General features: G+C 72.9%; 11 protein-coding genes. 7 read left to right on the top strand and 4 right to left on the bottom strand.

The window, feature by feature from the left end:
* Window positions 1-14: 14 nt before the first annotated feature.
* Window positions 15-623, bottom strand: a complete 609-nt coding sequence (locus ACGGZK_RS17375; protein WP_395243872.1) for a hypothetical protein — start codon at window positions 621-623, stop codon at window positions 15-17.
* Between the two features lie 219 nt (window positions 624-842).
* On the opposite strand from ACGGZK_RS17375, the gene ACGGZK_RS17370 reads away from it, so the two are divergent.
* Window positions 843-2,306, top strand: coding sequence for a glycosyltransferase (locus ACGGZK_RS17370; protein ID WP_395243871.1), 1,464 nt, complete (start codon window positions 843-845; stop codon window positions 2,304-2,306).
* Window positions 2,307-2,331: 25 nt separating this feature from the next.
* Here ACGGZK_RS17370 and ACGGZK_RS17365 read toward each other — a convergent pair whose 3' ends face one another.
* Both ACGGZK_RS17365 and ACGGZK_RS17360 read right to left on the bottom strand, forming a co-directional pair.
* The gene (locus ACGGZK_RS17365) at window positions 2,332-3,282 is read right to left on the bottom strand and encodes a response regulator transcription factor (protein ID WP_395243870.1); all 951 of its coding nucleotides are present in this window, start codon (window positions 3,280-3,282) and stop codon (window positions 2,332-2,334) included.
* Window positions 3,283-3,346: 64 nt separating this feature from the next.
* The gene (locus ACGGZK_RS17360) at window positions 3,347-4,444 is read right to left on the bottom strand and encodes a glycoside hydrolase family 6 protein (protein WP_395243869.1); all 1,098 of its coding nucleotides are present in this window, start codon (window positions 4,442-4,444) and stop codon (window positions 3,347-3,349) included.
* A 115-nt stretch (window positions 4,445-4,559) separates the two neighbouring features.
* On the opposite strand from ACGGZK_RS17360, the gene ACGGZK_RS17355 reads away from it, so the two are divergent.
* From ACGGZK_RS17355 to ACGGZK_RS17330, 6 genes are all read left to right on the top strand, one after another.
* A complete protein-coding gene (locus tag ACGGZK_RS17355) occupies window positions 4,560-6,038 on the top strand; it encodes a malate:quinone oxidoreductase (RefSeq protein WP_395243868.1) in 1,479 nt (492 codons plus the stop codon).
* A 326-nt stretch (window positions 6,039-6,364) separates the two neighbouring features.
* Window positions 6,365-8,206 (top strand): ATP-binding cassette domain-containing protein, encoded by a 1,842-nt coding sequence (locus tag ACGGZK_RS17350; RefSeq protein WP_395243867.1) that lies wholly within the window; start codon window positions 6,365-6,367, stop codon window positions 8,204-8,206.
* 71 nt (window positions 8,207-8,277) lie between these two features.
* Window positions 8,278-10,395, top strand: a complete 2,118-nt coding sequence (locus ACGGZK_RS17345; protein WP_395246118.1) for an intein-containing Rv2578c family radical SAM protein — start codon at window positions 8,278-8,280, stop codon at window positions 10,393-10,395.
* A gap of 168 nt (window positions 10,396-10,563) precedes the next feature.
* Complete coding sequence (locus ACGGZK_RS17340) at window positions 10,564-12,135, top strand: ATP-binding protein (RefSeq protein WP_395243866.1); 1,572 nt, start codon at window positions 10,564-10,566, stop codon at window positions 12,133-12,135.
* Window positions 12,132-13,274, top strand: coding sequence for a hypothetical protein (locus ACGGZK_RS17335; protein ID WP_395243865.1), 1,143 nt, complete (start codon window positions 12,132-12,134; stop codon window positions 13,272-13,274). Before ACGGZK_RS17340 ends, ACGGZK_RS17335 begins: the two co-directional genes overlap by 4 nt.
* The gene (locus tag ACGGZK_RS17330; RefSeq protein WP_395243864.1) at window positions 13,274-13,915 is read left to right on the top strand and encodes a thymidine kinase; all 642 of its coding nucleotides are present in this window, start codon (window positions 13,274-13,276) and stop codon (window positions 13,913-13,915) included. Before ACGGZK_RS17335 ends, ACGGZK_RS17330 begins: the two co-directional genes overlap by 1 nt.
* 20 nt (window positions 13,916-13,935) lie before the next feature.
* Here ACGGZK_RS17330 and ACGGZK_RS17325 read toward each other — a convergent pair whose 3' ends face one another.
* A complete protein-coding gene (locus tag ACGGZK_RS17325; RefSeq protein WP_395243863.1) occupies window positions 13,936-14,652 on the bottom strand; it encodes a lysostaphin resistance A-like protein in 717 nt (238 codons plus the stop codon).
* Window positions 14,653-14,699 lie beyond the last annotated feature (47 nt).

The following is a 14,699-nucleotide window of genomic DNA, read 5'->3' as shown; positions in this document are numbered from 1 at the left end:
GTCCGACCCCTCGCTCAGTCCGACCCCTCGCTCGGCTCGCCCGGCTCGCTCGGCTCGCCCGTCGCGCCGCCCGACGGCGCGATCGCGACCGTGAGCGTGTCGACGGCGGTCTGCTTCGCGTAGTCGGTCGACGTGGGCGTCGACTGCACGAGCAGCTCGTAGCGCAGGCCCAGCACGATCGACGCGGCGTCCGGGTCGACCGGCGGGAGGATGAACGTCTGGCTGTACGTGTACGGATCGAGGATCAGGTACCCGGGGGAGACGGTGGCCTGGTCGACGATCGGGTCGAACCCCGGCAGCACGGTGCCGTCGGCGGCCCGCACCTCGGGGGTGACCGACGCCCGGCTGAGGTACACCTTCTGGCCGTCGGCCGGGACGACCGTGCCGCGCAGCGAGAAGCTCAGCGGCTTGTTCGCCGCCGCCGTCCACTGGTCCATCGACAGCGTCGACCAGTAGTCGATGGTGAGGGTCACGGCGCCGACCTCGATCGTGCGGGTCGTCGACCCGGCCGCGAGGTCGTTCTGCACCGGCTCGACGGTCGCGGGCGCGCTCGTCGTCGGCGTGGCCGTCGAGGCCGGGTCCCATGGCGGCGCCTCGCACCCGGTGAGGGTCGCGGCGAGCACGAGGCATCCGATCGCGACCGCACCTCGGCGAGGCCCCGGCCGGTGCGCACGGCGACGAGCGATTCCGGCCATGCCTTCCCCCCGTCGGTCTGGCGAAATCTTGAGGTGGACTTGAGCCGACGCTAGCGGATTTCGGAGCGAACCTCACGGATGCCCCGTCAGACTCGAAGGACGACGCGATGGTGGGTCGGCAGTCATCCATTCCCAGGAGCTCGAACCATGACCCAGGTCCACACCATCACGCCGTCCGCCGTGCCCGAGCACGGCACCGTGCTCGTCGACGACGTCGACGCGCCCGCATCGTGGGCCGCGCAGGCGCGCGACGAGGCCGCGGCGATCCGCACCACGATCGGCTGCATCATCCCCGCGTACAACGAGGAGGAGTCGATCGCCGACGTCATCCGGTCGCTGCTGGGCCAGACGCGGCTGCCCGACGTGATCCACGTCATCGTGAACAACTCGTCGGACCGCACGGTCGAGCGGGCCGCCGAGTTCGCCGGGGCGCACCGCCGCGTCGACGCCGACGGCGTCGAGCAGTTCACCGAGGTGTTCGTGCACGACATCGGGAAGAACCCCGACAAGAAGGTCGGCGCGCTGAACTACGGCCACGCGCTGGTCGAGGGCCTGGACTACCTGCTCGGGGTCGACGGCGACACGGTCGCCGACGACCGCGCGATCGAGTTCCTCTCGGCGGAGATCGAGTCCGACAGCCGCATCGGCGGCATCTCGGCGATCTACACGATCGACGACACGAAGATCGAGGGCGGCATCGCGCGCTTCCTCATCGCGGGGCAGCGCGCCCAGTTCGCCGCATTCAACATGCAGAACATGCTGAAGGGCCGCAACATGGCGGTGCTCGGCGGGCAGTACTCGATCTTCTCGATGAAGGCGCTCGGCGAGGCGATGGCCGCGAACCACCAGACCACGCCCTGGGTGAAGGACTCCGAGGTCGAGGATTCGCTGCTGTCGCTGCAGATCAAGAGCGCCGGCTACCTGACGAAGATCAGCGCGCAGGCGCGCGCCGACGTCGGCGGCATGACGACGCTCCGCTCGCTCGACGCGCAGCAGGTGAAGTGGAACTACGGCTCCATCGAGCTGATGTGGCCGGGCCAGCGCGGCGACACGAAGGGCCAGCCGTTCCACCCGAACCTGCGCCAGCGGTGGCTCGAGAACTTCTCGATGGCGGTGAACGGCCTCACCCGCGTCATGTTCATCGTGCTGCTCGCCGGCTCGCTGTCGATCGGGGCGTTCGTGTTCATGTGGTGGTGGCTGCTGCCGCCGATCGCGGCGACGCTCCTGAACCTCCGCACGGCGCTGTGGATGCAGAAGGTCACGGCCCGGGACATCCTGTTCGCGCTGCTCTACCTGCCCGCGGAGGTCTACATGTGGATCCGGCTCGGGCACTTCGTGCGGGCGTGGACGAAGTTCCTCAGCCGCAAGCGCGTCGACAACTGGGCGGCGCAGGCGAAGGCCGAGCGCGGTTCGGGGCAGGGCTACCTGGTGCCGATCATCCTGGTCGGCGCGGTGATCGTCGCGATGGTCGTCATCTGGATGCTGCTGAGCCCGGCCGTGCAGTCGGCGATCCTGTGGGTCGCGTGGCCGGTGCTGGGCGTCATCACCGTGCTCCAGACCCTCAGCATGGTCTTCAACCTCCTCCGTCGCACCCATGGATACAAGGTGTGACGGCCGACTCCGGCGGCCGCCGACCTCACCCGTCGGCGGTCAGCCGGTATCCGACCCCGCGCACGGTCTCGATCCACGTCGGATCGGCCGCGTTCTCGCCGAGCTTGCGTCGCAGGTTCGCCAGGTGGACCTCCACGGCCCGCTTGTCGGCCTCGGTGACCTGGTAGGCGGTGACGTAGCTCTCCCCGTGGAGCGCGAGCGCGAGGTCGGCCTTGCTGCGGACCCGGCGCCGCGACGTGAGCAACAGGTGCAGGAGTTCGAACTCCATGCGCGTGAGCTCGACGTCTCGGCCCTCGACCCGAACGAGGTGCATCTCCGGATGCAGCCGGAGGCCGCGGTGCCCGATCCAGCCGGGCTGGCCGTCGATGTCGGCGGCAGCGGCGGCGGGTGCGACGGCTTCGGCCGGCGCATCCGCCGCCACGGGCTGGGCGACGGGAGGCGGCGCGGCGGGCGGGGCCGCCGGCGCAGCGGAGACCGGCGGGGCTGATGCCCCGGGCGAGACGGATGCCTCGGGCCGGGCGACGTGCTCGGGCGAGGTGGGGGCCGTGGGCTGCGCAGGCCCGCCCCTCCCGGCACCGTTCGACCGGGGACGGCGCAGCATCGCCTCGATGCGGGCCCGCAGTTCCCTCGGCCGGAACGGCTTCGCGACGTAGTCGTCGGCGCCCGACTCCAGCCCCATGAGGGTGTCGATCTCCTCGGAGCGCGCCGTGAGCATCACGAGATAGGTGTCGCTGAACGCGCGGATGCGCTTCGCCGCCTCGAACCCGTCGATGCCGGGCATGCTGACGTCGAGCGTCGTGACCGTGGGGTTCCACCGTCGCACCTGCTCGACGCCGTCGAGCCCGTTCACCGCGGGATGCGTCTCGAACCCGGCCTGTTGCAGCACCTGCTCGAGCAGGTCGCGGATGTCGGCCTCGTCCTCGATCACCACCGCCACGCGGCGGTCGCCGTTCGTGTCCTGCGCTGCATCCGTCATCCGATGCCCTCCCATCGATCCGTCGTGCCCGTCATGCCGTCATCCCCGTCGCGTCGGCCCCGGTTCACTGCCCGGCGTTCCGCACGAGCGCGATCGCGCCCTCGGGCCACCACTCGCCGGCCGCCGGGCCGCCGTTGCAGTGGCCGTCGCTCTCGCCCGGCGGCTTCACCCACAGCTCCGCGTCGACGACCTCGTCCTGGACGCCGGCGGGGTCGGCGCCGAGCGCGAGCCCGGGGGCGTTGCACCAGGCGTCGTCGATGGGCGGCCCTTCGCCGTTCCGGGAGACGTCGATCACGGCGTGTGCGCCGCCGAGCTCCTCCGCGATGCGCCGGGCGTAGGTGCGCTCGGCCTCGGTCGTCTGCGCATTCGACACGTTCGTCGCGAACCCGCGCACCCGGTCGACGCCGGCGCGCTCGAGCAGGTCGGCCATGCGGCCCACGTCGACCCAGTTGGAGTGGCCGGCGTCCAGGTAGACGAACGCGACGGTCCGCGCGAACCCGTCCACCGCCTCGGCGATGAGCGCCGTGCGCCGCCCGGCGTCGCCGCACTCGTCGGCGAGGGCGAGCGAGTCGGGCTCGACCACGACGACCGCGCGTCGCCCGCCGAGCGCCGAGGCGATCTCCTCGACCCACGGCCCGTAGGCCTCGGCCGAGAGCCCGCCTGCCGACTGGCCGCCGCAGTCGCGGCCCGGCATGCCGTAGACGACGAACACGGGCACCGTCGACGAGGCTCCGGCCGCGGTCATGACGCGGCGCACGTGCTCGCCGACCTCGCCGGGCGGGTCCTCCTCGGGCGTGAGCCAGACGGCGGCGGGCTGGGCGGCGATCACCTCGGCGGCGTGCCGCTCGGCCGGGTCGTCGGTGGTCTCGGCGGCGACGGCCGCGCTGGAGTCCGGGTCGACGTAGAACGACCGGCCGGCGAGCGGCGCGTTCACGCCCGCGGCGCCGATCGAGGCGACGACGAGGAACGCCAGCAGGCCCACGACGGCGAGGGCGAGCAGCGCCGCGACGACGCGCGCGAGCGCCGATCGGCTCGGGCGCGCGCTGTCCACGGGCGCCTCGGGCCGCAGCGGCGGCGTCGCACGGCGAAGCGGATGCCCCGCCCCCGGCACCGGGCGCACGTCGGCGTCGAGTCGCGACGGACCCGCTTCGTCCCCAGTCACCGCCACCCCCTCCCGGTGCGCGGACTTCCCCCGGGGAGAGTCTAGGGGGCGGCCCTGCTAGCGCACGGGTGCCCCGTGGTCAAGGGCGCCTCGCGGTCGACTTAGACTGGAAGTCGTGCATTCAGAGGAAACCGTCGACGTCGTCCTGATCGGCGGGGGCATCATGAGCGCCACGCTCGCCTCCCTGCTCTCCCGGCTCCAGCCGGATTGGAGCATCCGCGTGTACGAGCGACTCGGCGAGGTGGCGCAGGAGTCCAGCAACCCCTGGAACAACGCCGGCACCGGCCACGCGGCCCTGTGCGAGCTGAACTACATGCCCGAGGGCAAGGACGGCAAGGTCGACCCGGCCAAGGCGATCTCGATCAACGAGCAGTTCCAGGTCAGCCGCCAGTACTGGGCGCACCTGGTCGCCACCGGCGCCCTGCCCGAGCCGAACCGGTTCATCAACACGACGCCGCACATGACGTTCGTGCACGGCAAGGCCAACATCGACTACCTGAAGCGCCGCTACGCGGCCCTGAAGGACCAGCCGCTCTTCCCGGGCATGGAGTACTCCGAGAGCATCGAGCAGATCGGCGCGTGGACGCCGCTGCTCGCGAAGCAGCGCAATGCCCGCCAGCGGGTCGCCGCGACCCGCATCGAGGCGGGCACCGACGTCGACTTCGGCGCGCTCACCAAGTTCCTCCTCGAAGACGTCGAGCGCCGCGGCGGGGAGGTGCACACGAACCACCAGGTCACCTGGCTGAAGCGCCAGAAGGACGGCATGTGGCGCCTGAAGCTGCGCCACCTCGTCGGCGGCACCCCGAAGGTCGTGAACGCGCGGTTCGTGTTCGTCGGCGCCGGAGGCGGCGCGCTCGCGCTGCTCCAGCACTCGGGCATCCCCGAGATCAAGGGCTTCGGCGGCTTCCCGATCTCGGGCCAGTTCCTCCGCACCACGAACCCGAAGCTCGTCGCGCAGCACCAGGCGAAGGTCTACGGCAAGGCCGCCGTCGGCGCCCCGCCGATGTCGGTGCCGCACCTCGATACCCGCGTCGTCGACGGCCAGACCGCGCTGCTGTTCGGCCCGTACGCCGGCTTCACGCCGAAGTTCCTCAAGACGAGCACCTGGTTCGACCTGCCGTTCTCGATCCGCCTGCACAACATCGGCACGATGCTGGGCGTCGCGTTCAAGAACTTCGACCTGGTCAAGTACCTCGTCTCCGAGCTGCTCGCCGGCCGCGACAAGAAGCTCCGCGCGCTGCGCGAGTTCATGCCGACGGCGAAGGCCGACGACTGGGAGCTCATCACCGCCGGCCAGCGCGTGCAGGTGATGAAGCACGAGGACGGCAAGGGCGGCGTGCTGCAGTTCGGCACCGAGGTCATCACGGGCGCCGACGGCTCCATCGCGGGCCTGCTGGGCGCGTCGCCGGGCGCGTCGACCGCCGCGCCGATCATGCTCGACGTGCTGAAGCGCTGCTTCCCCGAGCGCATGGCCTCGTGGGAGCCGACGCTCCGCGAGATGATCCCGTCGTACGGCCGCACGCTCAACGACGACCCCGCCGCGGCCGAGGCGTCCCTCGCCGAGACGGCGCGGGTCCTGCAGTTGCAGGCGTAGGCGCGAGGCATCCGCTCGCACGGGGCATCCGATCGCTTCGGATGTCCCGTGCTGGCGATTCCCCGGCAGGCCGTGCTACGGTAGCCGACGCTATGAAGTGAGCACATCCCATCGTCCCGCGCCTGAGGCGCCGTTGACTCCGGGTGTGCCCTTCCACTGATCGCGACAGTGTTCGCGTGCACCCGTTCGTCGACGGCTCATGCCCGGCGGGATCCACTCTCCGCTCCCGGGCCGTCGCGCGACCGCGTGCGCGCCGGCCGGTGCATCGGCCTGCCCGCGCGTGCGCGCGGCGGCTCGGGGGCATTCTCGCGAAACGGGGTATCCCCATGGCTGTACGTCTCTCCCACTCCACCCACCTGCGCGCCGACGGCCTGTCGGTCGCCTACGGCGCCCGACAGGTGTTCACCGGCCTCCACGTCACCGTCTCGCCGGGCCAGCGCCTCGGCCTCATCGGCGAGAACGGCGCCGGCAAGTCCACGCTCCTGCGGCTCCTGGCCGACGTCTCGGCCGATGCCGCGGTCGTCGACGGGCGCCTCGCCCGTCCGGAACGCACCGGACTCCTCCTCCAGGAGCCCGCGTTCGGGCCGACCGACCTCGTCGGCGACGTGCTCGAGTCCGCCCTCGCCGAGGTGCGGGCGATCGAGCGCGAGCTCGACGACGCGGCCGCCGCGCTGGCGGATGCCTCCGACGAGGCATCCGCCCGCTACGCCACCGCACTCGACGCGGCCGAACGCGCCGACGTCTGGGCCGCCGGCGCCCGGCGCGACGAGCTCCTCTCGGGGCTCGGCGTCGCCGGCATCGGGTTCGACCGACCGGTCGGCACCCTCTCCGGCGGGCAGCGCAGCCGGTTCGCGCTGGCGGCGCTGCTGCTGCGCGCGCCCGACGCGCTGCTGCTCGACGAGCCGACGAACCACCTCGACGACGCGGCCGCCGCGTTCCTCGAGGAGCGGCTCCGCGCCTGGCGCGGGCCCGTGATGTTCGCCAGCCACGACCGCGCGTTCCTCGACCGCGTGGCGACCGGCCTGCTCGACCTCGACCCGGGGCGGCAGGGCGCGCTCGCGCTCGCCGGGGCGGGAGGCGGGGCATCCGCCGCGGGGGCCTCGCGCGACGACCTGCTCGCCGCGGCCGGCGGCCAGGTCTTCGGCGGCACCTTCACCGAGTTCCTCGAGGTGAAGTCGGCCGAGCGCGAGCGGTGGCGGGCGCAGTACGAGTCCGAGCAGGACGAGCTGCGCCGGCTGCGGCTCGCCGTCGACGAGACCGCGCGGAACGTCTCGCACCACGCGCCCATGCGCGATCGCAACAAGATGTCGTACGGGCGCATCGGCGATCGCGTCGAGCAGCAGGTGAGCCGCCGGGTGCGCAACGCCGAGGCCAGGCTCGAGACCCTCGAGCGCGAGCAGGTGCGCAAGCCCCCGGTGCCGCTGGCGTTCGCCGGCATCCCGTCGGGATCGCAGGTGCTGGCAGACGAGGGCGGCCTGCTGCTGCAGGTGTCGGATGCCTCGGTCGGCGACCGGCTCGCCGTGGGCACGCTCGAGGTGGCGCCGCTCACGCGGCTGCTCGTCACGGGCGCGAACGGCGCCGGCAAGTCGACCCTGCTCGGCCTGCTGGCCGGGCGGCTCGCCGCCGACCGCGGCGTCGTGCACCGGCGGCGGGGCCTCCGGGTCGGGCTGCTCGAGCAGGACGTGCGCTTCGCCGACCCGGATGCCTCGCCCCGCGCGCTGTACGAGCGGGCGCTCGGCGAGCGGCGGGCCGAGCAGGTGCCGCTCTCCGGGCTGGGGTTGATCGCGCCGCGCGACCTCGACCGCCCGGTCGGGGCGCTGTCGATCGGGCAGCAGCGGCGCCTGGCGCTCGCGCTCGTGATCGCCAGGCCGCCGCACGTGTTCCTCCTCGACGAGCCGACGAACCACCTGTCGCTCGGGCTCGCCACCGAGCTCGAGGAGGCCCTCGGCGGGTACCCCGGCGCGGTGCTGATCGCCAGCCACGACCGGTGGCTGCGCCGCCGGTGGGCGGGGAGGAGCTGCGGCTCGAGCGCGGTCGGGTGGTCGAGGCGGCCCGCGCCGCCTGACGCGCCGCGCCGTTCGCGCCTTCCCGCGCGCGGACGCGAATGGTCGCACTGGATGCCCCAGAGCGACCATTCGCGTCCGTTCGGGGCCTGCACTGGAAGGTGAACGCGCGCGAGAGCGAACGACGCGCCGCATGCGGGGTGGCGGATGGCTCGAACATATGTTCGAATGTCTGCATGCGGTGGAGTGGACAGCAGTTGGGCGTCGAGCAGGCCGGCGCGCTGCCCGGCCTCGCCCGGCTGAACAACCTCGTCCGCTCCGTGCAGACCCCCGAGTTCGCCGGGGTCACCTTCCACGAGGTGCTCGCGAAGTCCGCCCTGAACCGGGTGCCGGGCCAGTCGGCCATGCCGTTCGGCTGGACGATCAACCCGTACCGGGGCTGCACCCACGCATGCGCCTACTGCGTCCATCCCGACACGATGATCACCCTGGCCGACGGTCGGGAACGGGCGATGCGGGACATCCAGGTCGGCGAGGAGGTGCTCGGCACCCGCGTGGACGGGCGGTACCGGCGCTACACGCCCGCGAAGGTGCTCGCGAAGTGGTCGACGCGGAAGCCCGCGTACCGCATCCGCCTCGCCGACGGCACGACGATCGTGGCCAGTGGTGACCATCGGTTCCTCACCGAACGCGGCTGGAAGCATGTGGCCGGCGCCATGTCCGGAGCCGAGCAGCGCCCATACCTGACCACGTCGAACCGCCTCATCGGGTTCGGTCGGTCCGGTGTCCAGGCATCGATCTCGGTCATGTCCGACGACTACGCCCGCGGGTATCTCGCCGGCATGATCCGCGGCGACGGCCTGATCTTCCGCGGCGAGTACCGGCGCGCACGCGGCGGCATCAACCGCGTGAACCAGTTCCGGCTCGCCCTCGCCGACGTCGAGGCGCTCCACCGGACGCAGGGCTACCTTCGTCGGTTCGGTGTCGACCTCTCCACCTTCGAATTCGCACCTGCGATGCCCACGCGGCGGCAGATGGTCGGCATCCGTACCGCACGGCGATCGCATGTGGAGACGGTCGAGTCGCTCATCGAGTGGCCCGAGGCGCCCTCCGCCGGATGGGATGCGGGGTTCCTCGGCGGCGTCTTCGACGCCGAAGGCAGCTGCAGTCGCGGCGTCCTTCGCATCAGCAACTCCGATGAGGCGATCCTGGCGTCCATCGAGCGCGGCCTCGCACGATTCGGCATCGCGTGCACGCGCGACCCGGCACGATCGAACGGCGTGGCGAACGTGCGGGTGCTCGGCGGATTGCCGGCGCGGTCGGCCTTCTTCAACATCGCGCAGCCGGCGATCACACGCAAGCTTTCGCTCGTGGGCGCTGCCGTGAAGACGGTCGCCGATCTCCGCGTCGTCTCGATCGAGCCGATCGACGGCGGCCCGGAGGAGCTCATCGACATCACGACGACGACCGGCGACTTCATCGCCGAGGGGGTGATCAGCCACAACTGCTTCGCCCGGCCGACGCACGAGTACCTCGACCTCGACGCGGGGGCCGACTTCGACCGGCAGATCATCGTGAAGGTGAACGTGGCCGAGGTGCTGCGGCCCGAGCTGGCGCGGCCGTCGTGGCATCACGAGCCGGTGGCGCTCGGTACGAACACCGACCCGTACCAGCGGGCGGAGGGGCGGTACTCGCTGATGCCGGGCATCATCGAGGCGCTCGCCGAGAGCGGCACGCCGTTCAGCGTGCTCACCAAGGGCACGCTGCTGCGCCGCGACCTGCCGCTCCTGCAGGAGGCGGCCCGACTGGTGCCCGTCGACCTGGCGATGTCGATCGCCGTGTACGACGACGAGTTGCAGCAGTCGGTCGAGCCGGGCACCCCGTCGACGAAGGCGAGGCTCGCGACCGTGACGGCCGCCCGCGAAGCGGGCTTCGACTGCACGGTGTTCCTCATGCCGATCCTCCCGTACCTGACCGACACGCGCGCCCACCTCGACCACGCGCTCCGCGAGGTGAAGCGCGCCGGCGGCACCAGTGTCATCGCGGCGGCACTGCACCTGCGCGGGTCGGTGAAGCCGTGGTTCATGGAGTGGCTCGAGCGGGAGCATCCCGAACTCGTGCCGCGGTACCGCGCGATGTACCCGGGGCAGGCGGCGTACGCGCCGAAGGACTACCGCCGCTGGCTCGGCGAGCGCATCCATCCGCTGCTCCGCGCGCACGGGCTCGCCCGCGGGCGCGAGGACCCGGTGACCGGCGGGGTGCGGTCGGCCGCGCTACAGCCGTCCGGCGACCTGCACCGCGACGCGCTCGCCGCGGGGCCGGCCTCGCTCGGCGGCCCGGCGACGCTCTTCTGACGCCCGTCCCCACCGCCGACCCGACCCTCGCTCCGCCCGGCGACACCGTTCCGCCATACGGCAGCCTTCCTCCATTTCGCCGTCGATGCCATAATCCGAGACGGGGGGCGGTTCCACGACGATGCGGTTCCGCTGGGGGACACGGCACGAGCGGAAGGGGAACATCGGATGTCGCTCCGCCTGCCCCGCGCCATGGGGTCGGATGCCGCGGCCAACGGATTCGCGAACGCATCCCACGCTGGCGCCGCCGTCAGCCTGGCCTCGGGCATCCTCATCACGGTCGCGTCGTCGCTGAGCGACGTGACGTCGCCCGCATGGGGCGTGGCGCTGGTGCTGCTCGCGTTCGCCGCGACCCTCGTGGTCGTGCATCGCTGGCCCACGATCGCGGCGACCCTCGTCTACCTCTTCGTGGGCGCGGCCGTCGTGTTCGTGGTGACGGTCGCGGTGCTGGGGCGCGGCGACCTGTTCCTCTCGACGAACAACGTGCTCGTCGCGCTGCCCATGGCGGCCCTCGTGCTGGTGAGCGGAGCGGGCACGACGACGGGCGCGAGCCCGCTCATCGGGGTCGCCTGGGCGCTCGTCGGCTGGGGCCTCGGCGAAGCTGCGGCGTTCACGGGCGCCGTCGTGGCGGGCAGCGACTGGCAGGTCAACGTGCCGACCCTCATCGTGCTCGCCATCGTGCTCGCCGCCCGCGGCCACGACGCCGTGAGCCGGCGCGTGCGGCTGCGGGGCGGGTCGCGCCTGCACGACGCCGGCGTGAAGGCGCGGGCCGTCGAGTCCCGGCGCGGCCGCGAGCTTCTCGCGCTCACGAGGCTCCACGACACCGCCCTCGACCACCTGCTCGAGATCGCGGCGGCCGGCTCCGGTCCGGTCGACGAGCGCCTGCGCAGCGGCATCCGCCGTGACTTCGCCCGGATCATCGGGCGCGACTGGGCGTCGGGGGCGCTCGACGCCGGTGTCTCGGGCCACATGGTCGACAGCGGGGCGGATGCCTCGGGCGGCCTCGGCTTCGCCGAGCCGCTGGCCGCGAGGTCGGCCGGCTCGAAGACATCGGCCCCCGCCGCGATCCCGGGCGGCCCGACCTCGAGCACCGACGGCGTCGCGAGCGCCGAAGCCCCGGCGAGCACCGACGCCGCCGCCAGCACCGACCGGCCGAGGCATCCGCCCCACCCCGCGCACCACCCGACCCACGCCACCCGTCCGCCCCACGCCGCCCGCCTGCACGACCCCGCCCACCGGGTGCGCGGCGGCCTGCACCTCCTGCCCGGGGCGTACCTCGCGGCGATCAACGCGGGCGTCGCCGTGGAGGAGACCGGCGACTTCCGGGCGATCTCGATGCTCGCGGCCCCGCAGGTCGACGCGCTCGACGGCGCGATCTCGCAGTGCCTGGTGAACGTGGCGCGGCACGCGGGCGTGGTCGACGCCGAGGTGGTCGTCGGCGTCGGCGGCGGCGAGGTCACGGCGGCGGTCATCGACTCGGGTCGCGGCTTCGACATCGCGGCGGTCCCGGGCGACCGCATCGGCCTGCGGGTGTCGATCCGGGCCCGGATCGAGCAGGTCGGCGGCACGGTGCGGCTGTGGTCGACGCCGGGCGTCGGCACGACGATCGTCATCTCGATGCCGCTGCCGGGCCGCCGGAGCGATCACGCGGCGCCGCCTCGACGTGGCGCGCCCGGGGCGCCTGGCGCGCCCGGGGCGCCTGGCGCGCCCGGGAACTCCGGCCCGAGGAGCGCCCGATGAGCAGCGACCTGACCCAGCAGGACCTCGACCCGATCGCCAACGTCACGGGTCGCCCGCTCGTGATCGCCGCCGGTGCCGCGGTGACCGTGTTCGCGCTCGTGCTGACGATCGCGCACGGCAACGAGATCCGGTCGATGCCGGCCGCGGTGCTCGGCGTGCTGCTCGTCGCGGCGGCCGGTGCGGTCGCCGTGGGCTCGACGTCGGGCCGCCGCGCGCCGTTCACCGTCGAGCGGCTGTGGCTCGTGATCGTGCTCGCCGTGGCCGCCGCGATCGCCGAGTACCTGTCGACGATCGGCGCGAACCGGTACCTCTCCGACGACTACGGGGCGGCGGTGATCGGGGTACTGCTGCTCGCGTTGGCGCCGTACGCGACGTGGCGCGCGCTCGCCGCGGCGGGCGGGGTCGCGACGGTCGTGCTGTCGATCCTCGTCGTGGGCGCGGCGCCGTACACGTGGTCGGCGGCGCCGCTGCCGATCCTGGTGCTGGCGGGCGCGACGATCGCGCTCGGGCTCGGCGCGGCCGCGGCGGTGTACTCGTGGACGGCGGTGGCGACGCTGCTGTCGACGCAGCGGGCCGCGAATCGCCGGTTGCTCCGGAGCGGGGACCCCGCGGACGAGTTCGACCGGGCGGGGCATCCGTCGGCGGTGTCGGTACTGCGCGGCGAGGTGCTGCCGTTCCTCGCCCGCGTGATGACGTCGGATCGCATCACGGTCGCCGACGCCGACCGGGCGCGCGAACTCGTCGAGGCGCTCCGCAGCGCCGTGCGCGCCGGCGCCGAGGCGACGTGGCTCGACGAGCTCGCCACCGAGCTGCGGCTCGGGCGCGACGTCGACGTGATCGTCGACGACGAGGCATCCGAGGCGCAGCGCCTGCGCGACGACCAGCGCGTGCTCGTGACGGGCCTGATGATGTGGCTGTCGGAGCACGGCATCGCGTCGGCGCACGTGCTCGTGCGCCGCGACGACCCCGAGGTGCCGGGGCGCGGCCGCATCGTCGTCGCCGCACGCACCGGACTGCTGGAACCCGACGTCGCCCGCCTCGAGTGGTTCGCCCCGCTCGGCCGGGCGGCGGGCATCACCGTCGACCGCGTCGAGGTGGGGGAGAATGTCCGGGTGGAACTTGGTTACGGGATCGACTGATGGCGAAGCTGTACTTCCGCTACGGGGCGATGAACTCGGGCAAGTCGACGGCCCTGCTGCAGGCGGCGTTCAACTACGAGGAGCGCGGGCACGAGGTGCTCCTCGCGAAGCCGTCGGTCGACACGAAGGGCGACCGCGAGATCGTGTCGCGGCTGGGCGTCACGCGCGAGGTCGACTTCACGATCGGGCCGGATGACTCGGTGCTCGACGCGTTCCAGCCGTACCGCACGAGCGTGATCGAGCGCACCGGTCGCGACGTGAGCTGCCTGCTCATCGACGAGGCCCAGTTCCTCACCGGCGACCAGGTCGACGACCTGCTGCGGATCGCGCTGATCGACGACATCCCGGTGCTGGCGTACGGCATCCGCACCGACTTCCAGACCGTCGCGTTCCCGGGCAGCCGCCGCCTCCTCGAGGTCGCGCACTCGCTCGAGGAGCTGAAGACGATCTGCCGGTGCGGCCGCAAGGCGATCTTCAACGGGCGCCGCATCGACGGCCGCTACGTGTTCGACGGCGACCAGGTCGCGATCGACGCTTCGACGGAGCTCAGCGCAAGCGGCGCGCACGAGGTCACCTACGAGTCGCTGTGCGGCGTCTGCTACCTGCAGGAATCGGGCGGGGTGCTGAACGGGCGGCACTGAGGGCGCGCCCTCGCGCGCGTTCAGCCCAGCAGGGCGAGCAGGGTCGCGTTGTAGGTGGCGTGGGCGATGATCGCACCGCCGAGGCGCCCGGTGGTCGCGGCGAGGATGCCGCAGGCGAGGCCGATGACCGCCGCACCGGCCGACACGATCAGGGCCGCCGTCGGACTGGTCGCGTCGAGTGCGTGCAGCAGCGCGAAGCAGAGGGCGCTCGCGACGATGCCGATGACCGTGGCGGCGCGCCGGCCGGCGCCGGCCACGGTCGCGCGATCCCGGATCACCGGTTGCAGGAGTCCCCGGAAGAACGTCTCCTCGATCACCGGCGCGAGCACGACTGGGACGATGAGGAGCGTGAGCCAGCGCGTCGGACCCGGGTCGATCGTCACCAGGCCGGCGCCGCCGGTCGCCGCCGCCTCGATCAGCGTGACGGCTCCGCGGGCCAGCAGCCCCGCGCCCAGCCCCCACAGCACGTCGAGCCAGCGGAACCGCAGCCCGAGCCGGGCGCCGTGCCGCCGCACGGCGATGGCCGTCGCCGCCACGAGGGGCGCCCAGACCGCGAGGTAGGCGCCTGCGAGTTGGACGGCCGGGTCGACGATCCACGTGCGCGTGACCCACTGCCAGCCGAGCATGAGGACGATCGCGGCGAAGAGCCCGGCCGCGGCATCCGCGAACCGACGGCGCGCCGATGCGTGGTCGCCGCGGGCGACCGCCGAACCCGTGGAGCCGGGGCTGGATGCCACACCGGGAGCGTAGCGAACCGGACGCGCGTCCCCGTGCCGACCGCGCC

The organism is Agromyces sp. MMS24-K17, from assembly GCF_043950245.1.
In the GTDB taxonomy this organism is placed as follows: domain Bacteria; phylum Actinomycetota; class Actinomycetes; order Actinomycetales; family Microbacteriaceae; genus Agromyces.
Note: the sequence above shows the minus strand (reverse complement) of the source record. Positions and strands in the feature narration are given on the sequence as shown.